The organism is Cellvibrio sp. BR (assembly GCF_000263355.1).
In the GTDB taxonomy this organism is placed as follows: Bacteria; Pseudomonadota; Gammaproteobacteria; order Pseudomonadales; family Cellvibrionaceae; genus Cellvibrio.
The window spans coordinates 646,561-668,757 of the sequence record NZ_JH668202.1 but is presented as its reverse complement, the minus strand read 5'-3'; the positions used below and the strand labels follow the sequence as shown (position 1 = coordinate 668,757).

Sequence of the window (22,197 nt, the reverse complement as noted above, 5' to 3'; positions counted from 1 at the left end):
TTTACAGATAAAAGTTTATCTTCTTTCTTCTAATTGTTTGACTCTATTGATCTTTTTTGAGTAGATTACAGATGTCGCGGTAACACCATTACAGATAATTAATGCTATGCCTGGATTTAATCACCATAACTTGATGTTGCCCAACCCAGCGTTTGACTCCCCCTTGGTTGATGTATTGACCGAGCTTGAGCATTTGCGCCGTTTACAGTTGCGCGGCTCTACACCCGCCCTCCTGTTTTTACAGCTTAAGCGCATTTTTCACATGCTGGAAAGTTTGGGGTCTGCTCGCATTGAAGGCAATCACACCACACTAGCCGATTATGTCGAAAGTAAGTTGGATGGCGCCAGTGACCACTCGGATCATTTGCGTGAAATGGAAAACATTGAGCTGGCGATGGCATTTGTAGAGGAATCCATAGAAAAAGGCACCAATTTAACTGAACACTTTATTCGCGAGTTGCATGCCATGACGGTAGATAACTTGGAGCGGGAAGGTGATCGCACTCCTGGTGCTTACCGCGCGGGGTCGGTCCGCATATCGCAGTCAGAGCATCTACCTCCAGACGCAATACAAGTACCATCCTATATGCAGGAGTTAGTGGCATTTATTAATGAGCCACATGCACCTAAATATGATCTGATTAAAGTGGCTCTGGCTCATCATCGTTTCGGTTGGATTCACCCCTTCGGTAATGGTAATGGCCGCGTGGTGCGACTGCTTACTTATGCCTTGCTGATTAAGTATGGTTTTAATGTGCAAGCTGGTGGGCGTGTGCTGAATCCGACTGCAGTATTTTGCAATGATAGGGATAAGTATTATTCCATGCTTGCTCTTGCTGATTCAGGTTTACCGGAGGGGCAAGAAGCTTGGTGTACCTATGTACTAACGGGTATTTTAGATGAGCTGAGAAAAGTTGATCAGCTAACTGATTTTGCTTATTTGCGTAACAAAATTCTCACACCGGCATTGGCTTATGCAAAACAACGCGAGCTTATTACCGCGCAAGAGGAAAGCATATTGCACATAGCGGCCAAAATGGGCATTGCAAAAGCGGCTGATTTGGCAGAAGCAATGCCACATTTGACTGCGCATCAGCGTACTTATCAAATTAAAAAGTTAGTTGAGCGAAAAATGCTACAACCCGTAAGCGATGGTGCGCGCCAATATACCTTCGGCTTTAGTAATAACTACTTGATGCGCGGTGTCATTAGAGCCTTATCTGCTGGAGGTTTTATCCCTGCAACCTTAAATGAAGAAAAAAAATAATGCATATCTAACGTAATACGAGAACATCTGTATCGCGTTAGATAACCGCACGGCACTCAAACCCCTGAAACCCCTCTCTGTACGACACCGCACCGAAGCGGGTGAATCGGTGCGTTAACCTTGGTGCATCTTTTTCACTTCGGGTGATGTTTTCTCATGAAGAGTTCTGCGACCCATTTATTGTTAATAGAAAGCGATCCTGCCGATGCCAAGGTGATAAAGGATGCGCTGCATGACGACAGTGCTGCATTTGTCGTGGAGTGGGTAAAGTCACTGGCGGAAGCGTTGGAATACCTTGCTAAGAATCCGATTGAAGTGGTACTGCTGGATCTGGCCTTACCCGACGGAAAAGGGTTGGGCGCATTCGATAAAGTAATTGCCGCCGCACCCGATGCGTTGATTTTGGTATTGAGCTCAGCGAGTGATGACGAATTGAGGCGTGCCGCTATGGAGCGCGGCGCCCATGATTATTTTGCCAAGGGGCATATAGATGCGCACTGGTTGCCGCGCGCGTTGAATTATATTTTAGAGCGCAAAGAATCGCGCAGCGCACTGAGCGAAAGCGAAGAGCGTTTTCAGGTAATGAGTGATGCATCGCCACTGGGCATTTTTCTATCCGATGCGCAAGGCGATTGCATTTACACCAACGCGGCCTATCACACAATTTCCGGGCAGACACTCGACGAAACCCTGGGCACTAATTGGACAGAAGCTATTCACCCGGATGACCGTCAACAAGCGGTGAAGGAGTGGCACGCCGCCGTGAATAAGCGTGAGCCATTTTTGGCTGAAGTACGGTTTGTGCGCAGCGACAATACCATGGTGTGGACCCGCTTAAATGCCGCAGCAATTAATAGCAAAGCAAATAAAAAAGCGCAGGGCTATGTGCAAATTGTTGAAGACATCAGTGATCGCAAAGCCATAGAAACTATTTTGCGCGTATCGGAAGATGCGTTGTTTGATCAGCAAGAGCGCGCGCAAGTAACGTTGAATTCGATTGGCGATGCGGTGCTCACCACTAACCTTGCCGGTAAAATCAGTTACCTCAATCGCACTGCAGAAACTATGACCGGCTGGTCGTTGAAAGAGGCATTGGGTTTGCCACTGGAAGACGTGTTTAAAGTGATAGATGCCGACTCCCGCCAACCACCGCCCAACCCGGTGCGGCGCGCATTAAAAGCGAATAAAACCATCAAACTGCCGAGCAATTGTTTATTGGTGCGGCGCGATGGTTCGGAAATTCCCATTGAAGACTCTATCGCGCCCATTCGCAATCGCCTCGGTGCTATTAGCGGTGCGGTCATTGTATTTCACGATGTAAGTGATGCACGGGCCATGGCTAAAAAAATTCTGCACATGGCGCAGCACGATGTGCTCACCGGTTTGGCCAATCGCACCCTGCTTACCGAGCGCCTCACGCGCGCACTTGGGTTGGCAAAACGCAAACAGAAAAAAATCGGTTTGTTATTTATTGATATTGATAATTTTAAAAATATTAACGATTCGCGCGGCCACGCCGTGGGTGACAGGTTGTTACAAATTATTGCGCGGCGATTGGAATCCGTTGTGCGTGTTACCGATACGGTATGCCGCCAGGGTGGTGATGAGTTTGTAGTCTTGCTAACTGAAATTGAACACAGTGAAGATGCCGCGCATGTCGCCGATAAAATGATTGCAGCCTTTGCTGCACCACAACAGATTCACGAGCAGCCTATTGCGGTCACCCTGAGTATTGGTATTAGCCTCTACCCTAATGACGGCAGTAATGTAGATGCGCTATTCCAGCGCGCCGATAGCGCTATGTATCGCGCAAAAATGTGCGGGCGCAATAATTACCAGTTTTATAGCAGTGGTGTAGATACACCACTTATTGCCGCAGCTGATTCAGCGCCGCGGCCTCAGGCAAATACCAGTTCATAATCGCGTTTCAGTGTTTGGTAACATTCACAGGCAACTTTTTCCAATCCCTTTCGATCCACAATAATAATTTCGCCGCGATTGTAATTAATCAATTGGTCATTTTGCAGTATGCCTGCGGCAACAGTAATACTGCTGCGCCTTACGCCTAACATATCGGCCAGAAATTCCTGGGTTAAATGCAGTTGGTCGCTGTGAGTGCGGTCGTGAGTCATTAAGAGCCAGCGTGCCAATCGCTGCGCCACTTCATGAAAATGAATGCACGCGGCGGTTTTTGCCAATTGTTCCAGTACTACATACACATAGCGATGTAATTGCGCCATTAATTCCGGTGAATTATTGAGCTCCCTGCGCAACTGTGCGGCGGTGATGCGCAAAGCGTGGCCAGTGCCTTGCACTAATGCGCGCATAGGTGCGGCACTCACGCTCAGGGAGAGGGTTGCGCCCATCATGCCTTCATTGCCGATTAAGCAAATTTCCAATGGCTGGTGATCTTCCACCAGAGTCAACAGTGAAATGAATCCAGTCAGCGGAAAAAAAGCATAGCGCAGCAGCTCCTGCGGTTCGCAGAGAATATCGCCAAAGGTGAGCTCTACGGTTTTGCAGTGTTGTAGCAAACGGGTGCGTACCGCCAGTGATAAACCATCGATTAAACGATTCCCACTCATCTGCAGATCAATAGGGTTTAGCTTGTTAGAAAGGTGATTCATCGATTAATCCTGCAACATAAAAATAAATAGTTGCACTCGCACGGGGCAGTGTCTCGCCAGTGTGTTCGTCAGCCAGACCGGCGTCCGTGCGCTACGGCACAAAGGGCGATTAACGGTTGCAGTAGCGCGTATTAATCAAATCTATAAGGGGGGTTGCGTACAGACGCTAAAAAAAATTAAGCCGATTATCAGTGCTCATCACACAGTATGGCGCGATTTTTTTTAAGTTTTGCTGTGTGTCTGCTACTGGGAATTTAATCCCTTTTTTACAAGGAACTTATTATGAATTACGAAAGTCGCGATACCTATGGCATGTATAAAACCGGTAACGGCAATGGCCCTGGACCCAGTTTGATGGGCGCGGAAACATTGGTCGGCAATGATGTCTATAACTGCCAGGATGAAGACATCGGCGATATTAAGGAAATTATGTTGGATATGAGTAGCGGCAAGGTATGTTATGCCGTTTTATCATTTGGTTCTTTCCTGGGCATGGGCGAAAAATTATTTGCTGTGCCTTGGACGGCGTTAAAACTCGATACCGAACATAAACGTTTTATTTTGGATGTCACTAAAGATCGGCTGAAAGATGCGCCGGGTTTTGATAAATCCGATTGGCCGGATATGGCAGATAATAGTTGGTCGAACGACATTCACACCTATTATCGCACCAAGCCATTTGATAAGGCGCAACGCAGCTACGAATAACCGTCATTGTTAAAGGGCACCTTCAATTCTGGAGGTGTTAACGCGAGGTTTATATTATGAAAGATTCCTATCAATCCTATGTGTTTATGGGCCTGCTAAGTTCTCTGCTCATTATTAGTTTTAGCGGCTGTGAAAAATCGGAAGGCGTTGTTGATTCGCAACAGTCAGTTGCCGATGCCAATCAATCCAGTCTGGATGAGGGACAAAAAGCGTTTGATATGCAGCTGGCAAAAAAAGTGGAACAGGCAATTGCGGATGAAGAAGCGTTGAGCGAATTTGTGATTGCAGTTATGGCGACCAATGGTGTAGTTCAATTGTCCGGTGAAGTAGAAACCCGTGCGGAGCACGATTTAGTCGTGAAAGTTACGCGGGATGTGGACGGTGTGGATCGCATTAGTGATTTGCTGCGCATTAAGCAATAAGGGAATTAAACAATAAGGGAATTAAGCGCGGTTGATAATTTGTCGGCCGCGTTACAAGGAATAACCCTTATCCAGTGCAAGCAAACCGATACTGATAACCGCCATCAGCACAATAATGGTTATTACCAGAATGCTGCGAGGGTAGCGGTTAAATAAACTTTGACGAAACATGTTTGGCTCCAGTGAATACGCTTGGGTTAAATGAAGAGCGACACAGTAAAACAGCGCCGTGGTTGTCACACCACGGCGCTGTTTTTTATATCCGGCCCATGAGGACCAGAATTAATAGAATAATTAATACCAGCCCCAAGCCACCACTGGGGCCATAACCCCAGGAGCGGCTGTGCGGCCAACTCGGTATGGCGCCAATAAGCATTAACACCACAATAATTAATATAATTGTTCCTAAGGTCATGACGGTTACTCAACAAAAAAGTGATGGAGTGTTGGTTTACGGGTTGGCAATAATCACTTCCACGCGGCGATTCAGTGCGCGCCCGGATGTTGAATCATTGCTGGCTACCGGAGAATTTTCTCCCTGGCCAACCGCTGTCAGGCGGTTAGAGGCAACGCCCTGTTGCAACAAATACTGTTGTACGGAATCGGCGCGGCGCTGTGACAGCGACTGGTTGCTGGATTCGCTGCCCACGCTATCGGTGTGGCCTTCAATAATCAGCGTGCGCTCAGGGTATTTATTGAGAAAACTGGACAGCTTGCTCAGGTTTGCAAAAGCATTGCCTTTTAATTGCGAATTGCCGGTTTCAAATAACATATCGCCCAAGGTAACCACCAAACCACGCTCGGTTTCTTTTGCATTTAGCTCGGCAATTTCGCGGCGCAGTGCGTCGCTATCATCGCGTGCGGCTTCTGCATCGGCGCGCGCTTGTTCTGCTGCATCAAGAGCGCGATCTGCTTCGCGGGTGCGCGATTCCAAACGTTCACTGTCGCGGCGTTCGCTCAGGCCGGCACGTTGGTCTTCCAGTTGACGGGTCTTGGCTTGCGCCCAGGCGACATCCACTTCACGTGTGGCAACAAATACCAGGTGATCGGATTTCACTTTGTCTTTCATCGGTACTTCGGCGGCAGTCACTGCATCATCTGCTTCACGAATCGCAACCGACACCCTGCTCGCCAAAGCGGGATCATTTTGTAACTGCACCAAACGCTCGCGTGCAGCAACTGCACCGCTCGGGCTTTTAGGAGAATTTGCACAGGCGGCCAGAATAAGTGCACTGCCCAGCGCCATGATCAGTGGTTTGGATAAATGCAGACCGCGTTTGGTTTGCGCTTTTAAGTTCATCGATGTTGATAATTTCATTGTTGTTCTCCACTGGTGCGTTGCATTTCTTCTTTAAGAACACGAATATTTTTTTGCATGTCAGCATTAACGGCTTCTGCCTTGGCTAACTCTGCTTTGGCTGTTGCGAATTTAATGCCGGCACTGGCTTCCACCGCCAAACGTTTTGCTTCTTCCATCTCTTCATTTAAAACGGCAGTGCGTGCAGCCGCTAATTTGCTGCGCGCTTCTTGCAGCTCTGGCAGTGCATATTGTGCAACCCGCGCTTGTTCAGCATCGATCATGGATTGTTCAGCAGCGCTGATTTCTTTGGTGGGTGGTGGGGTGGAGGCGCAGGCAGTTAAGAATAAAAAACCTGCGAGCAATGCGATAAATGAGGTGCCTGGTTTTAACCAGCTCGCCATTTTTTGGGTGACTATTGAAGTTGTCATAAGCTTACCTTTGGGTGAATAAAATGGGGTTTAATTGGTTAATGTTTTTGCTTGTACACTTTTAACGCCGCGCACGTTTTCGGCTAATTCAACTGCCAGAGCGCGCTCCACACCGGTATCCAATTTTCCGCTCAGCGTTACTACGCCAGCATTAGTAGTGACTTCAATATCCGAGCCTTTTACATTGCTTGAATAGAGCAGGGTGGATTTCACTTTGGTGGTGATCCAGCTGTCAGAAATAACATCGCCTACTTCTTTAGTGGATGCTTTTGCCATGCCGGTTATGCCGGGTGTTTTATTGATAACTAATTTGTTTTCTACCGCGCGCACACCGCGTGTATCTTTGGCTAAACGGCCAGCGAGTTTTTTCGCTTCTTCAGTTTCGGCATTGCCTTCCAGCGTCACCTTACCGTCCAGCGTATTCACCTTAATGGATTGACTGTTGGTGTATTTGCTCCACAACAGTTTGGATTTAATAGTGCTGGAAATTGCCAGGTCATCCATTTGATCGCCATAGCGGCGTTCACTTTTGGTGGGCTGGTAATCCGCGCGCACATCAATTTTATTGTCTACATCTTTTATGCCGTTGACGCCCATGGCGATGGCAGTGGCCAAATCTTTATTCACAGCTTCTTCCACTGTGCCAGTGAGCGTTGCTTTGCCATCCACTACCGATACTTTTATATCGTTAGCGCGCAAATAAGGGCTGAGTGCATAGGTTGTCCAAATTTGACTTTCTTGTCGTGCGTTAGTGATTTCCTGCTCCGGGGTCGCCGCCATGATAAAACTGCTGATAGTCATAGACGCCAACAGTGCGATAGAGGGAATAAATAATTTTTGTAGTGGCTTGTTCATGGTGTTGCTCCAAAATCCCTAGCGGGAAAAATTACGGGTTTACTGCGTTGATGTTTTTTTGTAATTCGCGATAACTGCTGTGATGAGCAAGTTAGCATTGAGGTAACAAAGTATCAGTGCGTTAGCGAACAGACTTGGGGAGGGGGGCTGGATACTATGAATGCAGGTTATAGCGCCTACTGGATTGAAATCGGTACACGGGAACAGCCTTTAAACTTACCCTTCATATAGCAGGAATTATTTATGCAAAATCCATCTGGTATTGGATCTTCGTCAGGAAACAGTAAAGCAGTTGATACACATGCGGCTCCAGCACAAAAAGCAGAAGGCTCTAGTGGTATTGCGCACGAATTTCAAAGTTTTGTTGCAGATATAGAAGACTTGATCAAAGCAACCACCAATCTCACCGGTGAAGATTTACAGCGCGCCAAAGACAAAGTAAATCAACGCATCACTGCCGCGAAAGATGCAGCGACAGAAATGGGCGAAACGGTGATGAATCGCGCTCGTAAAACAGCGGAAACTACTAATACCTATGTTCATGAGCAGCCATGGAATGCCATTGGTGCCAGTGCAGCGGTTGGTTTGTTGTTGGGTTATTTGTTGGCGCGTCGCAATTAATTAGTGGTTGTTACTTGTTAATTCTTGAGCGTCAAACCCGGGAGTAGAATTTTGGAAATTATCCAGCGTTTGCGCGCTTCAGCGGCAATAGTGCTTGTGCAGATGGAACTGCATGGGCGGCTCGCGGGTATTGAATGGCAGCAGGAAAAAAATCGCTTACAGCAAATGCTGGTCTTCAGTGTGCTGGGGCTGGTTTTTTTTACTTGCTGCCTTTTTTGTATCGGGCTTTTGGTCATTACATTAGGTTGGCCCACCGCCTACCGTTTGCAAACCATCGCTGGCGTGATTGTGTTTTATGCAGCAGGAGTCACCATGTGTTATCTGCGCTGCAAACATTTTTCTGCCCAGGGCGCCAATGCTTTTGCAGGAACTCGCGCTGAAATAGCAGCTGATGTCGCGTTGATTCGGAGTCAGCTATGAATGAGCCAGGTAGCGTCACCACCAGCAAACGGCAGCGGCAAATGCAGCAGTGTATTGTGTTGCGGCGACAATTGGAGCAACAGCGCCAATTGCTCAAGCAGCAGTGGTCTCCCGTAGATGCACAAGGCGAGCCGCTGAATAAAGCGCAGTTCCCGCGCAGTGCCACCATGCGGTTTTTAACCCGCAGTAAACATTCCTCGTTGCTAATACTATTTGCCAAGTGGCAATTGGCGCGTCATTTTCCAAGTTTGGTGTTTTGGAACATCAAATAATCTCTGCCGCTTTTTTGCGCCCTGATTTATTGATTTCTGGTGTATTACTTTCTGGTTTAGTGCTTCTTGGCTTATTGTTTCCTAGCTTACTGCTTCCTAAAAACAAAAAGGGCGCATGCTATTCCTGAGTGAATAGACCGCGCCCCTACCTCTTTTATGACTTCGTTCAGCCCTAGGGCTGTTATTGCCGGGTGTTAAAACTCGCGATGCGCCTGTTCAGCCTGCTTCAACTTTTTGGCCTGATGTTTCTCTTTGGCGGTTTTGGTCGCGGGCTTTTTGCTTTCTTTACGTTTATCCTGACTTTTACTCATGATGCTTCTCTCCGGTTGGTGGATCTGAGTACCGCTCTTTAAGCCTAGGCCTTTTCTGGCCAATAGCGAGCATTGTTTTTAATTCCCTTCCCGGCTTCACTCTTGACACATGGCGGCGATTACATCATATTGACGTATAAATATGATATATGCGTCATATTTAATAATAAAACAATCGAGACGAACGCGAGGCTTTAGCAATGAAATACAGAACTCCCGAAACCCAAATATCCAAAGCCAGCTTGCTGTTTGCGCTGGGGCTGCTCGGCAGCATTAGCGGCGTTCAGGCACAAGAAGCCGGCGCTGTTGAAGAAGTTGTTGTAACCGGCATGCGTGCATCCTTGGAAAAAGCGATCGCGGTGAAGCAACAAAGCACCAAGGTGATGGAAGCCCTGGCAATGGACGATATTAATGCGACGCCAGCGGTCACTATCGCCGAAGCATTGGTACGCCTGCCCGGTATTAACGGTTCACGCGACCGTGGCAACGAAAGCCAGGCCGCGATTCGTGGCCTTGGCCCACGCATGGTATTAGGCACCGTAAATGGTCGCGAAGTGGCCAGCCCCGAGCCGGGCCGCGCTATTCGCTACGAGCAATACCCCTCCGAGTTGGTATCTGCTGCGGAAGTTTACAAAACCCAGTCAGCAGATCTGGTGGAAGGCGGCATCGCCGGCACTATCAACCTGAAAACTATTTCGCCTTTGTCGCACACCGGCCCTACAGCCACCGTGCGCGTAGGTTTGCAGCACAATGAAAGCGGCGAAGACGTTCCGGATTACGATCCGCTGGGCAATCGCATGAGCGCCGCTTTTGTACACCAATTCAGCGACACCTTTGCTGTTGCGATTGGCGCTTCCACCCAAACCCAAAAGAATGCCTATGGCTCAATGCAAGGCTGGGGTTATAGCGATAGCGCGCTGGACCTGGATGGCAACGGCACCATTGGTACTACCCCCTGGGGTGTTGCCGGTGAGGTGAAAAAACTCGACACCGACCGCGAAGGCATCATGAGCACCTTTGAGTGGCAGGCGACTGACGCGCTCAACGTGAAATACGATGTGCTCTACACCGAATTTGCGATGGATGAGCAGCAAAACCAAACCTGGGCGCAAGACATTGGCACACCACCTTCCGGTGAAGGTTGGGGCCTGGGCGATGCAAACGGCGATGGCGCGGTAGATAACCCGATGAGCAACGTAGTAATGCAGGGTAATCGCGCGGTAGCCGGTACGTTTAATGGTTGGGAAGGCACTATGCGTCACGTGATTGCCGCCTACCAACAGGAAAACAGTGGTGTCACCCAAGGCTTGAAGTTCAGCCACACTGGTTTTGACAACTGGCAGATCGATGTGGATTTCTCCCACTCTACCGCTGAGCGTAAAAACTACTGGAATGCGATTTATCTGGATCAATACGCCGAAACTTGGAGCTTTGATACTCGCGGTACACCGTCAATTTCAGCACCTGCTGGCTCGCCGTTGTTAACCCCAGAAAATGCTTCCTACAACTGGATTGGCAATGTCAACGAAGGTTCAACCCTGGAAGACGAATTGCAAAGTGCGCAGTTTGATATCAAACGCGATTTGGACGCCGGTCACCTGCGCTCAATCAGTTTTGGTGCGCGCACAGCAGACCGCGAGAAAGAAGTTATCTGGACTGATTTCACCATGAATCGCAGTGTGGATAACAGCGTTGCAGTAGCCTTTCCTGAAGGCTTCCTGAGCTCTTACACCCTTGGCGCTTTCGACACTATTCCCTTCCTGAATGCACCGTCTTACGCCAAAACCGCAGACGTGATTTTTGGTGGTGTTGATTATGAATCGGCGGACGTTAATGCAGATCGCTACTGGAAAGTAGACGAGCGCAACGATGCGGCCTACGTGAAGTTGGATTTTGAAGGCCAACTGGGCGGCTTGGACTACAACGCCAACATCGGTGTGCGTCAAGTTGAAATCAATACCAAGAGTTACGCATTGAACGGCGAATACATTGAAAATGATTATTCCAAAGCATTGCCAAGCGCCAACTTGAACCTGGATCTGGACGATACCCGCAAACTGCGTATTGGTGTCGCCCAAGCGATTTCCCGTCCACCACTGGATGAGTTGCGCGCAGGCCAGTACATCAGTGCTATTGAAAATGGTTCATCCGGTGGTGCGGGTAACCCACTGTTGGATCCATTTACCTCTGATCAAATTGACGTGTCTTACGAATGGTATTTTGCTTCCGAATCCCTGGCGGCATTGAGCCTGTACTACAAAGACATCGACAACTACATCGGCAACGCGGTAGTGGGTACTTTCCAAAATGAAAACGGTGTGGACTTTGACATCTACGGCCCAGTAAATGGCAACGGCGGTTACGTGCGCGGTGCGGAAGTGACCTTCCAAATGCCGTTTGAATTCCTGCCGGTAGAAGGCTTTGGTGTTTACTCCAACTACGCGTTTGCGGAATCCAACATTGAAGAGTTCGCACCGTCCAACAACCCACTGCCCATGGCAGGTTTGGCAAGAGACACGGCGACCTTGGACCTGTGGTACAGCAACTACGGTATCGACGCACGCTTGGGCTGGAAATATCACTCTGCCTACACCAGCGCCTTCACCTGGGACAGTTACGACCTGACCACACTTGATGCGGAATTAGGTGTTGGCTTCAGCCTCGCTTACGAAATTAACGAGAACTACAACGTACGCTTCCAGGTTTTCAACCTGACCAACGAGCCGCTGCGTTTAACCCAAAACAACGAGTCTGCCAACCTGAAACGTTACGACGACTACGGCCGCAGCTACCTGATCGATTTCACCTGGAAGCTCTAAGCCCCGCTTGAAACAATTGCAATGCCCTTTCCCTTGCGGCTACTTCGGTAGCCGCTTTTTTTTGCCTGCGGCGGCAGTGTTTATCTTGCAAAAGCAAAAGGTATTTAATTGCTTTTATGTGACTTGCCATATTTAGTCACTCTTAATGTTGCCCCGATTACTCCTCTCCGTCCTATAAATATTGGTATCCCCATTTACTCGCAGGGAGTAATAGATCTCTGATTCGTTAATCGATAACCCACTAGGGTTGTCAACCTTAAAAAGCGGGACTATATGTTTCGCTTTGACATCAGCTTGCATTAATTGGGAGCCGCTGGAATCAAGTGCGGTGTAAAAAACAGAATCGCCCTTTTTCACCAAGTTAAGGCGCTTATTTTGCAAAATTCTTAGCTCTGCTAATTCAAGATGCGTTCGGCTTTCTCCGTAAAAAGCATTGTCATTGTGATCAATCCATAGAGAATCATTGCTACTGATAGCGTAGCGAGCGAATTGCCAATCGCCTGATGCCGCCGTTAATTGGTCATTATCTATACGGTAATGATGGAGAATCCACTGCCCACTTTTTTTAATACTAAACGATAGTGTTTGATTGTCTTTCCATGAAATGGCTACCAGTTCTTCATGTGGAATTTTTAACTTTCGCCAGTTGCCATTGACGGCATCTGTCAGATGAATTTCATTAATTGTCATACCTGCAATGAGTTTCCCATCGGGCGACCACTGCAAATCAAAGTAGTGTCTGCCATCGTTATAGCTTGTTAATTTCCGTTCAAAGGTTTGCCCACGCTCACGAATCCAGATTTCTTCATTTCCTGATCTATCGGACATAAATGCCAAATTTTTTCCGTCTTGTGAGATAACCGGCAGCCAGTCATCTATGGCGGAGTCAATGATGACTTTTGAAGTTTGGGTAGCAAACGAGTGAACATAAATATCGCGGTTTACCTCACCGCCGACATAAGCATAATGCGCGCTATTGGGAATGCGTGAAGGGGACGAAACGCTGTGCGGAACCTGAAATAAAACGGCTCTGTCCTTGCCATCCAAATTAAAGCTAATTAATTCTTTGGCGGGATGCTCACCTTGAATCACCACCCGCATTCCGGTGTGATCCCAAATTGCGCAGCAGGTGTATTCGCGCAATTCAAACAAATGACGCAATTCGTCGTTCGTTAAATCGAGGCTGTAAATATTTAACCATTGCTGACGATTGGGCGATGAAATCAGTAATTTATTTTCAGTAGGGTGAAGATCAAATTGGCTGTTGCCACCCAGCACCAATTCCGGTTGCGGTAAGCGGCGCACATCGCCCGTACTTACATTAATTTCGAAAATTGAAAAGGGTGATCCTGCACTCCCCGCTTCTGCATAAATAAATGTGTGCGGTTTACGGCCGAAGATTATTTTTCCATGACTTCCTTTAGGGCAGTTATGGATGAGCTTACGTTCGGTGACAACCAAATTAGCAAGCGTTAATAGATAATACTTGCAGGCATCTCGGGTGGTATTTAAATAAACGAGTTGCGTTCCGTCACTTGACCACGCCGCAGGGCCGCTCCATCCATGTTGATCCCCAATCTCTAGCGTCTCTTGCGATTCAATATCTTTCAGAAGCAAACGTATTTGGTCTGCATTGAAGGCGCTATAGGCCAGATAACGACCATTAGGTGATGCGGCAGGATGAAACTCGCGATCCACTCCGCGCGTTAATGCTCCAATACGATAACTGATGCCGGAAGAAACAGGCTGGGGCGCTGATGAGACCCACAACCAGACCAATAAACCACAGACGGCCAACATAAATACAACAAGATATTGCACCCACTTTTCAGTGTGCATGCGATTAGACGAAAGATTATTGGGCGAGCTTAAAGGCAGAGCTTCACTGTATTCGTCCAAAGGAGTGACTTCGGCAACAAATTTGTAGCCCTTCTTGGGAAAGGTGGCAATAAACTGTGGCGATTCAAGCTTATCTGCCAGCGCTTTGCGCAACTTGGTAATCACGCGCGTTACCGCATTATCAGTAACAATTCGCCCATTCCACACTTCCGCAATTAATACATCGCGACTAATCATCACATTGGGGTTGCGGCAAAAATAGGCGAGCACTTCAACCGATAAGGGCTCAAGAATTATGGTTGTGCCTTTATCGTTTAAGGTTTGGCTTTTTTCACAAAAAACAAACTGTGCTATTTTCCAGCGCATCCGGATTATTACCCCCTAAAATGTCGGGCAAACCTACCATGTAATACCGGCATGGTCATCAATAATCACAAAAAATCACCGCAATATCATGTGGTATTCCCGGATATTTTCTAGTGTGGCTGCATTACAACCAAAACCACTATCAACTTTTTTGGAGTGCCTATGCATCCCCCCGCTAAAACACTGTCAAACTTTGCCGCGTTTGTTATGGCCTTGACGTTATTGACGAGTGAATTCGTACAGAGCACCGAGCTACATAAAACCGGTTGCATTACCCCAACAGGATCGATTGAAGAAAAAATGCAATTGGAGAACGAGATTCGCAGCCAGGTAAAATTTTTGGATGAAGAGGAGGTACTTGCATCGATCACCCACAAAATGTCGGAGTACAAGATTCCCTCGTTGTCGCTTGCGGTCATCAAGCAAGGCGAGATTGAATGGGCAGACACTTATCAGAATGCACGCTTTCCCCAACAACAATTGGATTGCACAAGCTTGTTCCAGGCAGCATCACTATCCAAACCGGTCACATTTATGGCCGTGGTACGCATGCAGACCGCCGGTAAAATCGATCTGGATAAAAACATCCAACATTACCTGAAAACTTTTGTCCTTCCAGCGGGGAAACAAACGGCAGCCAATCCGGTTACGTTGCGCAATATTTTTTCCCATACGTCGGGAATTACGCCGGGTGGATACCAAGGCTATGCCAAAAACCTCGCATTGCCGTCTGATATCGACATTGTAAAAGGAGGCGCCGGCGTGAATTCCGCCGCTATCGCCGTTATCACACCACCGAATAAAACACTGGCATATTCCGGTGGCGCTTACACGCTCGCGGAATTGGCGCTGCAGGATATACACGACACCGGGTTCGCATCGCTCATGAAAAAATGGATTCTCGATCCCGTGGGCATGAAGTACTCCGAATTCACGCAACCTCTTACCGCCTCAAAGTTTAAGCAAGTCGCCAAAGGCTATACATCCACAGGTGAGGTATTAGAGGGGGGCTGGCGCAATTATCCAGAGCAAGCCGCAGCAGGGCTATGGAGTACTTCAATCGATATGGCTACCTTTCTCACAGAAATTTATAAAGGCTATCACGGCAAAAGTGCCCTATTTTCCCAGTTGGATATTCGCTCGTTAATCAGTCACGAACGTGATGGACACACCTACGGATTTATCCTAAACCGCACTGACGATGATGTTGTTATTACCCACTATGGCGGCAATACGGGTTATAACACCGGCATGACAATCAGCCTCACCAGTGGAAATGGTTTGGTCTATTTGATCAACTCGGATAATGGTTGGGAGCTGGGGCGGGATTTGTTTTTGTCTGCGTCTTATGTGTACCAATGGAAGACATTTAAGCAAACAGACGTACAAAGAAAGCCTGTAAATAACGCGATTTTAAAAACACTGCAAGGCAAATACAAATGGAACAAAAAAGATGATTTTACTGTGCGCTTTGATGAGAAAAGCAATTTTATTTCGCTGCTTTATCCCGGTGGTACAGAGTACAAGCTGACCCCAGTTGTGGGCGACAACCTGACATTTATTCATGCCAATACCGGCACTGCCGTTACCTTTTTAATAGAAAATGAAGTTAAGTCATTTCACCTTTATGGTGGTATTGCGTTAAAACAAAATTAAATGTGAATCACAATTTATAGTTGTGAAGCTAGCTATGCTTATAAAGTTTAATATTTTTTATTCCGCTGAATCCAATCTTATGATTTCTGCATCCTAGTAGTCACTTTCCTTAAATACTGAATGTGACTCACTATGGGTATTCAAAAAGTGCTAATAGCAATGGCTACGTTATTGTCAAGCTTTCATGTTTTTGCAACAGCTAATTGTGTGCCGGGTGTTTATAGTGATGGTTCGACTAATGCGGCAATTTTACGGAATGATTTAGCACAGGGTTCAGGTATTCGTTATTTAATGCTGGACGGTATTTTTGGCAATACTCAATCGAAATCTATTCCATTTCATTGTCAATCTACATTTATCCGTCTTAATAGTGGTGCTACTGCGCCACTCAAGCAGGTTTCGCTACGTCGAACATCAACCACCTTTATGTCCGCGCATACACATTTATCTGGTGAGTTAATTGAGCCTGTTGGTGCTTCCCAAAACACCTATCCATTAATCGTGATGGTGCATGGTTCCGAGCAAGATCCTGCTATCGGTAATTCAAAGGCTATGTTGTTGGCTGCGATGGGTATTGCTGTATTTGTATATGACAAGCGCGGCACTGGTCAATCCGCCGGTTTTTATACCCAAAATTTTGAGTTGTTAGCAGAAGATGCAGCAATGGCAATGAGGCATTCCCGATCCCTTGTTACAGGGTATATCAAACGCGCTGGGTTTTGGGGGGAAAGCCAGGGTGGATGGGTTGCTCCACTGGCGGCAACGCTTACTCCGGTTGATTTTATTGTGGTTAGTTATGGATTGATTGCATCACCGATCGAGGAGGATCTTGATCAAATGTTATTGGAGGCACAACAGCAGCAACTTAGTGAGCACCAGCTAAAGCATATTCGTCGTTTATCAAAAATTACTGCCAAAATTCTTCTTTCCAACTTCAATGTCGGATTTGTTGAGTTGGAGTCGTTACGAAAGGAACTTAAGTTGCAGCCCTGGATTAATAGTATTAACGGTGAATACAGTGGCGCCATGTTCCGCATGAGCGATAAGGACTTGAGGCGCATAGGTCATGCTTATTTTGATAACCTGGAGTTAATTTGGAATTATGAATCAATGTCAGTGCTGAAAAAATTGCAGGTGCCGATATTGTGGATTGTTGCAGAAAAAGATCGAGAGGCGCCTATCGAGCGAACATTGCAATCATTACGCACACTTAAAAAAATAAATTCTACATTACACGTTTATATTTTTCCTGACACTGATCATGGGATGTATGAGTATAAGGAGCAGCCAGACGGTTCGCGCACTAATATTCGGGTTGCCAATGGCTATTTTAGATTGATTGCTGAATGGATTAATGAAAAGGAGCAGCCCTATTCGGGAAACGGATTCGTGATTGATTCAGTTAATCGATTTTGATTCAGTTAACCTATAACAGGGGCGTGGTTTTGTATGTATAAATTTCCGGCATTGCTATGTTGGTGTCTCTTGAGCGGCTGTGTATTTCATGCCTCTCCAGAAGTTGATTATATTGTTGAGCGTGTTCAGGTTATTCCGATGAATAGCTCTGCGGTGCTGCGCAACAGGGCGGTTGTTATTGATAACGGGAAAATTATAAAAATAATCAAACAATCTGCTGCAGTTAAGGTTAACGCAGCGCAGCGAGTTGACGGTGAAGGGCGCTACCTGATGCCCGGTCTTGCCGATATGCATGTGCATGTGCGTTGGAATCCGCAACAAATGTTTAATTTATTTTTAGTTAACGGTGTTACTACTATAGCCAATATGCGCTTAAAGGATGGTGGTTTTGATCATCTGGAATTGCGTGAAAAAATCAACTCCGGAGCAATGCTTGGGCCTCGGTATCTATTGAGTGGCCCTCATCTGGAGGGGGATTTTCCGGGCAGCATAGAAGAGGTTGGCCATGTTCTGGATGAGCATGCTCGCACTAAAATTGATTTTGTTAAGGTTCATGGCGACCTTAAACCTGATATCTATCAGGCAATAATAATAGGTGCACGGCAGCGTGGGTTAAAGGTTGTTGGTCATGCCCAACATAGAATGCCGCTAAAAAATAGCTTGGCATTAAATGCTCTGGAACATATGGAAGAATTTTTATATGTGGCACTGGACGAAAAGTTGGCGAATGCAGCTACTGCCGATTTTCTTCCTACTTATCGAGCCAACGTCGATCGCTTATTGGCTGACCATTATCGTGCAGAAGTAATAGACGAAGTTGCAGAATCAAATGTTTATATCGATCCAACCTTAATTGTTTACAAAATGGTAGGGGTTTGGCAGTCAGATGAACATTTGTCCGCATTAAAAAATAATCCCGATTTGCGTTATTTGCCCGATGAAGTAAAAGAATTCTGGTTAAACCCAGCGACGAATCCTTATCAGGAAAAAGATTTTCCTATTACCAAAGCGGAGGTAGATAAAAATTTGCAAGTGATGCTACGTCTCACTAAAGAGCTGCATGATAAAGGTGTACCTATGTTGTCTGGTACGGACACATTTGGAACTCTCGTGCCGGGCATTTCATTGCATGAAGAATTGGCAATGTTGGTAGAAGCGGGGCTTTCTCCCTTTGAGGCATTGCAATGCAGCACGGTAAATGTGGCGGCTTATCTTGGCGAAGCAGGTAAGGCCGGCGTAATTCAAGCTGGCGCACGCGCTGATTTTATTCTGTTAGATAAAAACCCGTTGCTGGATATTAGAAACAGTCGCAGCGTCAGTGGTGTTTTTACTCACGGAAAATGGTTATCTCGGGATCTGCTAGCTGAACACTAAGGAAGGCTATGTTAGAGAGTTTCTATTCCTGTTTCATTGGCTAACGTATGTTCTTGACTGATAGCCGGATTCCTGCAGGTTGCTTTAAAAAACGCACCCTGCAAATACCCGAGCCTTGCTCGGGTATTTTGTTTATACAGTTTTGCTTGATCTAATTACTACCACTGGCACGGTTACCCCATTAATCAAACTGCAGCATTGGTCGCGTAGTTGAAACAGGATTTCCAAAAAAAATGTGATGATCGTTGAGCTGAGTCACCCTTGGACTACTGAAGGAATATACCACTGGCATCACTCTTCCTGCCAGCGGCAGCTACTATTATCTCACCGGTAGCGGCGCCAATGGGGGGCGCTTTACTCCCCCAAAAATTACGGACGCAGCTTTAACACTTTATCAATATCTTCTGCTGAGTGACGTTCGGGAACTTGCTCCCATGTTTCACCCCAAGAGCGATTCACGATACGTCCACGTTGTACTGCTTCACGGCGCTCAATCATTTTGGCCCAGCGCACGACATTGGTGTAGGTTTCTACTTGGAGAAACTCAGCGGCATCATACAAATGTCCTAAGACTAAATTGCCGTACCAAGGCCAAATTGCCATATCCGCTATGGTGTATTCGTCGCCAGCAACAAAAGTATTTTGCGCGAGTTGTTTATCCAGTACATCTAACTGGCGTTTCACTTCCATCGCAAAACGGTTGATGGGATATTCTTGTTTTTCATCGGCATAACTATAGAAATGACCAAACCCGCCGCCTAACAGTGGGGCTGCGCCTTGCACCCAAAATAGCCAATTAAATGTTTGGGTTCGTGCTGCTCCCGCTTGAGGAAGAAACTGTCCAAGTTTTTCGGCGAGGTGAACAAGAATGGATGCCGACTCAAATACATTTATTGCTTTCTCGCCAGACTTATCAAGCAGTGCGGGGATTTTGGAGTTTGGGTTGACGCGAACAAAGCCGGACGAAAACTGATCTGACTCACCAATATCTATCAGAAAAGCATCGTACTCCGCTTCGCTAATTCCCAGGGCAAGTAGTTCTTCAAGCAGAATGGTAACTTTTTGGCCGTTAGGCGTGGCGAGCGAGTAAAGTTGAAAAGGATGCTTGCCTACGGGTAATTCTCGGTCGAATCTTGCTCCGGCGTCAGGGCGGTTGATACTGGCCCACTGATTGTTGCCGTTGGTATTGTTAACCCAAACTTTGGGTGGTAAATATGAATCACTCATAGCGTCCCCCTTGAACTGAGGTTTAATGGCTTTTAGTTGTTGGATGCATGGTATCCCAAAATGTTATTATGGGCACGTTTAGCGGTTGGTCATGGAGGTTGCGGTGAAAAGAAATACAACTTTATTTATAAAATTTTTTAGTGCGTTTTTGTTGGGCATGTCAGGGTTAGTATTGTTATTTAGAAATACTTGGGGTGGGATTTTTATTCAGCCGTTAATTGATCGCGACTGGGGAGCTATTGCGATAATAATCATCGCTTTGGTTGCCGTTGCAGCAGGTATTAAATATTGCATCGATAGTGGAGAGTTAATTCCCAAGAAAACCATAAAAAGTCCACCAAAATAACGGCGGACTTTACTCGTAGTCGTTAATTAAGGTTTAACAAAACCATTCACTTCCAGCCAATACATAAAGGATTCAAACCATTTGTTACTGGTGCGATCCGGGTTGCCTAAACCGAAGCCGTGACCGCCGTTTTGATACAAGTGAAATTCCACGGGAATTTTTGCGTCGTACCAGGATTTAATTAATCCGGTCTCACCGTGAAATAAAAAGTCATCCACCGCGATAGCAACAAACATAGGTGGTGCATTTTTAGGTACCTCAACCGCATTCATACCGCCATAAATCGGTGCGATAAATGCCAGCTTAACTTTTTTGGATTGCAAGGTGGTGGCCATGGTTAAACCGGCGCCGGCAGAAAAACCCATCATGCCGATTTTTTTCATATCCACATTCCATTCTTTCGCGCGGCTGTTAATTAAGGCGTAAGCGGCTTCCACATCGGCTAATTGATTACTTAAATCCCACTGCGGCCGTGCGGGGGCTTTTTTATCATCCGCCGGTTTTGCGGCGTCGGCAAAACGTTGGTTCATTTGATTTTCAAATGCTTCCAGTGAATCTGCGGTGGGCTGCAGGCGATATTTAAGTACAAACGCATTAATGCCGCGCGCGGCCAAAGCCTCGGCTACTTCCCAGCCTTCATTTTTCATGGAAAGCCACATAAAACCACCACCGGGCGCCACAATTACACTGGTGCCATTGGCTTTTTTTGGGTCAGCCAAAAACGGTGTGAGTGTTGCTTTGGTAATGTTCCGCGCCATAGGGTCACCCCACTGGCGAAACCAGGATTCCTGCGCGGGCTGATTCTCCACCCCACCGGTATTCAGTGGAATTGCGCCCGGTTCATTGGGTACATCGATGGGGTACATTTTTCCATCTTGCGCAAAAATTGCTGCGCTATTCAGGCAAATGAATCCAAAAACCATTGACCGTAAAAATACCTTTAATTGCCGTTGCATTGTGTTATCTCCATACAGCATTTCATTATGTAAAACTTCACGGCGGCTGCAATTATTCAGTCGTCAGCAAAGTTCATCGCGGAGTTCTGCGCATAATCTGGTGATTATTTATTAGCTCTTGAGCTTCGTCGGTTGTTGTTGCACAGAACAATGGGCGTGTTTGGTTTTTATGAATCAGCAAAAAATATTTATTAGTAAAATCCTTGGCATATATAAATGCGCAACCTCATATTTCTACGGGGGCGATTTAATAGCAAAATAAACTATATTATATGACAAGTGTTGCGCAAGGCGTTTGGGGTTAATTTCTGTAATGGAGTGGGTCTGTAGTAGGGATCTACAGTAATTGCATGTGAGCAATAATATGGAGGGGTCAACCGGGTTTTAAATGCCGGGCACCAGTGTAAGGCGCCCGGCAATAACGTCTATGGCTTTGCCATTAGCTCTTCTTTGCGTTGCGCCAATTGCTCGCCAAGTGCGTACAAATCTAGTTTGCTGGCTTTTACTTTGGGAAATAGTTCGTTCTGTTCTTCTTTGACGTGGTGTTTTACGTATTCAGAAAGTACTTTGACTTTTGCATCGTATAGCGCATCTTCCGGGTTGCCGTCTTCAATTTGCGCGATCAGATCTTTCAGTGTTGCATGTTCAACAATGGCTTCTGGAATTAATTCTTTATCTTTGAGTTCAGCCTGCACTGGAGGGTAAAAAATTTCTTCTTCAATTTGTGCATGTACAGTTAATTCGGTACAGATTTGTGAAACCAGTGCTTTCTTTTTGGTGGATGAACGAGCCGCTTCATATTGCTGAAACAACAAATCCACTGCTTTGTGATCCGCTTTTAACAGTGCAGTAGCTTCTTGGGCCTTGGGTGATTTATCGGTGCTAATGGGTTTCTTTTGTGCGGTTGCCATATCAATCTCCGGATCTTGGTTTGGGGGAGGGCTCCAGTGCGAGCCCTGAGTATTTA

The 22,197-nt window shown here is 46.6% G+C and carries 21 protein-coding genes; 12 read left to right on the top strand and 9 right to left on the bottom strand.

Features of this window, described 5'->3' with window-relative positions; translation table 11 throughout:
• The first annotated feature begins 106 nt into the window (after window positions 1-106).
• Both O59_RS13225 and O59_RS13220 read left to right on the top strand, forming a co-directional pair.
• Window positions 107-1,267: a Fic family protein gene (locus tag O59_RS13225; RefSeq protein ID WP_007643542.1), complete on the top strand. Its 1,161-nt coding sequence runs from the start codon at window positions 107-109 to the stop codon at window positions 1,265-1,267.
• A 156-nt stretch (window positions 1,268-1,423) separates the two neighbouring features.
• The gene (locus O59_RS13220; protein WP_007643540.1) at window positions 1,424-3,187 is read left to right on the top strand and encodes a GGDEF domain-containing response regulator; all 1,764 of its coding nucleotides are present in this window, start codon (window positions 1,424-1,426) and stop codon (window positions 3,185-3,187) included.
• On the opposite strand, the gene O59_RS13215 is transcribed toward O59_RS13220, so the two are convergent.
• The gene (locus O59_RS13215; protein ID WP_007643538.1) at window positions 3,166-3,894 is read right to left on the bottom strand and encodes a Crp/Fnr family transcriptional regulator; all 729 of its coding nucleotides are present in this window, start codon (window positions 3,892-3,894) and stop codon (window positions 3,166-3,168) included. The genes O59_RS13220 and O59_RS13215 overlap by 22 nt on opposite strands.
• Window positions 3,895-4,176: 282 nt before the next feature.
• Here O59_RS13215 and O59_RS13210 point away from each other — a divergent pair, with 282 nt between their 5' ends.
• Window positions 4,177-4,602 carry a PRC-barrel domain-containing protein gene (locus O59_RS13210; protein WP_007643536.1) on the top strand — a complete coding sequence of 142 codons (426 nt, stop codon included), beginning with the start codon at window positions 4,177-4,179 and terminating at the stop codon, window positions 4,600-4,602.
• 56 nt (window positions 4,603-4,658) lie between these two features.
• Window positions 4,659-5,024, top strand: a complete 366-nt coding sequence (locus tag O59_RS13205) for a BON domain-containing protein (RefSeq protein ID WP_007643534.1) — start codon at window positions 4,659-4,661, stop codon at window positions 5,022-5,024.
• A 256-nt stretch (window positions 5,025-5,280) separates the two neighbouring features.
• On the opposite strand, the gene O59_RS21510 is transcribed toward O59_RS13205, so the two are convergent.
• From O59_RS21510 to O59_RS13185, 4 genes are read right to left on the bottom strand one after another with little or no spacing between them, the layout of a single operon-like run.
• Entirely contained in the window at window positions 5,281-5,439 is a 159-nt protein-coding gene (locus O59_RS21510) for a DUF3309 domain-containing protein (RefSeq protein WP_007643531.1), read from the bottom strand.
• 36 nt (window positions 5,440-5,475) lie between these two features.
• Window positions 5,476-6,342, bottom strand: a complete 867-nt coding sequence (locus O59_RS13195; protein ID WP_198284794.1) for an OmpA family protein — start codon at window positions 6,340-6,342, stop codon at window positions 5,476-5,478.
• Entirely contained in the window at window positions 6,339-6,752 is a 414-nt protein-coding gene (locus tag O59_RS13190) for a DUF4398 domain-containing protein (RefSeq protein WP_007643527.1), read from the bottom strand. Before O59_RS13190 ends, O59_RS13195 begins: the two co-directional genes overlap by 4 nt.
• Before the next feature lie 30 nt (window positions 6,753-6,782).
• Complete coding sequence (locus tag O59_RS13185; protein WP_007643525.1) at window positions 6,783-7,607, bottom strand: BON domain-containing protein; 825 nt, start codon at window positions 7,605-7,607, stop codon at window positions 6,783-6,785.
• A gap of 243 nt (window positions 7,608-7,850) precedes the next feature.
• On the opposite strand from O59_RS13185, the gene O59_RS13180 reads away from it, so the two are divergent.
• The 4 genes from O59_RS13180 to O59_RS13165 all read left to right on the top strand — a co-directional run bounded on the left by O59_RS13180 (window position 7,851) and on the right by O59_RS13165 (window position 12,050).
• Window positions 7,851-8,228 (top strand): YqjD family protein, encoded by a 378-nt coding sequence (locus O59_RS13180; protein ID WP_007643524.1) that lies wholly within the window; start codon window positions 7,851-7,853, stop codon window positions 8,226-8,228.
• A 51-nt stretch (window positions 8,229-8,279) separates the two neighbouring features.
• The gene (locus tag O59_RS13175) at window positions 8,280-8,648 is read left to right on the top strand and encodes a phage holin family protein (protein WP_007643523.1); all 369 of its coding nucleotides are present in this window, start codon (window positions 8,280-8,282) and stop codon (window positions 8,646-8,648) included.
• On the top strand, window positions 8,645-8,920 hold the full coding sequence (locus tag O59_RS13170) for a hypothetical protein (protein WP_007643522.1): 276 nt from the start codon (window positions 8,645-8,647) through the stop codon (window positions 8,918-8,920). The genes O59_RS13175 and O59_RS13170 overlap by 4 nt, the downstream gene beginning before the upstream one ends.
• A gap of 511 nt (window positions 8,921-9,431) precedes the next feature.
• Window positions 9,432-12,050 carry a TonB-dependent receptor gene (locus tag O59_RS13165; protein ID WP_007643519.1) on the top strand — a complete coding sequence of 873 codons (2,619 nt, stop codon included), beginning with the start codon at window positions 9,432-9,434 and terminating at the stop codon, window positions 12,048-12,050.
• Between the two features lie 132 nt (window positions 12,051-12,182).
• On the opposite strand, the gene O59_RS13160 is transcribed toward O59_RS13165, so the two are convergent.
• Window positions 12,183-14,255: a winged helix-turn-helix domain-containing protein gene (locus O59_RS13160; protein WP_007643517.1), complete on the bottom strand. Its 2,073-nt coding sequence runs from the start codon at window positions 14,253-14,255 to the stop codon at window positions 12,183-12,185.
• Between the two features lie 162 nt (window positions 14,256-14,417).
• Between O59_RS13160 and O59_RS13155 the strand changes: the two genes are divergently transcribed.
• The 3 genes from O59_RS13155 to O59_RS13145 all read left to right on the top strand — a co-directional run bounded on the left by O59_RS13155 (window position 14,418) and on the right by O59_RS13145 (window position 18,701).
• Complete coding sequence (locus tag O59_RS13155; RefSeq protein ID WP_007643516.1) at window positions 14,418-15,911, top strand: serine hydrolase; 1,494 nt, start codon at window positions 14,418-14,420, stop codon at window positions 15,909-15,911.
• 132 nt (window positions 15,912-16,043) lie between these two features.
• Entirely contained in the window at window positions 16,044-17,327 is a 1,284-nt protein-coding gene (locus tag O59_RS13150) for a S9 family peptidase (RefSeq protein ID WP_007643515.1), read from the top strand.
• 33 nt (window positions 17,328-17,360) lie between these two features.
• Window positions 17,361-18,701: an amidohydrolase family protein gene (locus O59_RS13145; protein WP_157152568.1), complete on the top strand. Its 1,341-nt coding sequence runs from the start codon at window positions 17,361-17,363 to the stop codon at window positions 18,699-18,701.
• A gap of 369 nt (window positions 18,702-19,070) precedes the next feature.
• On the opposite strand, the gene yghU is transcribed toward O59_RS13145, so the two are convergent.
• Window positions 19,071-19,928 (bottom strand): glutathione-dependent disulfide-bond oxidoreductase, encoded by an 858-nt coding sequence (yghU, locus tag O59_RS13140; RefSeq protein ID WP_007643505.1) that lies wholly within the window; start codon window positions 19,926-19,928, stop codon window positions 19,071-19,073.
• A gap of 103 nt (window positions 19,929-20,031) precedes the next feature.
• Between yghU and O59_RS13135 the strand changes: the two genes are divergently transcribed.
• Window positions 20,032-20,274, top strand: coding sequence for a hypothetical protein (locus O59_RS13135; protein ID WP_040392375.1), 243 nt, complete (start codon window positions 20,032-20,034; stop codon window positions 20,272-20,274).
• 26 nt (window positions 20,275-20,300) lie between these two features.
• Here the strand turns inward: O59_RS13135 and O59_RS13130 are convergent, their stop codons facing one another.
• On the bottom strand, window positions 20,301-21,230 hold the full coding sequence (locus O59_RS13130) for an alpha/beta hydrolase (RefSeq protein ID WP_007643501.1): 930 nt from the start codon (window positions 21,228-21,230) through the stop codon (window positions 20,301-20,303).
• Window positions 21,231-21,655: 425 nt separating this feature from the next.
• Window positions 21,656-22,141 carry a hemerythrin domain-containing protein gene (locus O59_RS13125; protein WP_007643493.1) on the bottom strand — a complete coding sequence of 162 codons (486 nt, stop codon included), beginning with the start codon at window positions 22,139-22,141 and terminating at the stop codon, window positions 21,656-21,658.
• Between the last annotated feature and the right edge of the window lie 56 nt (window positions 22,142-22,197).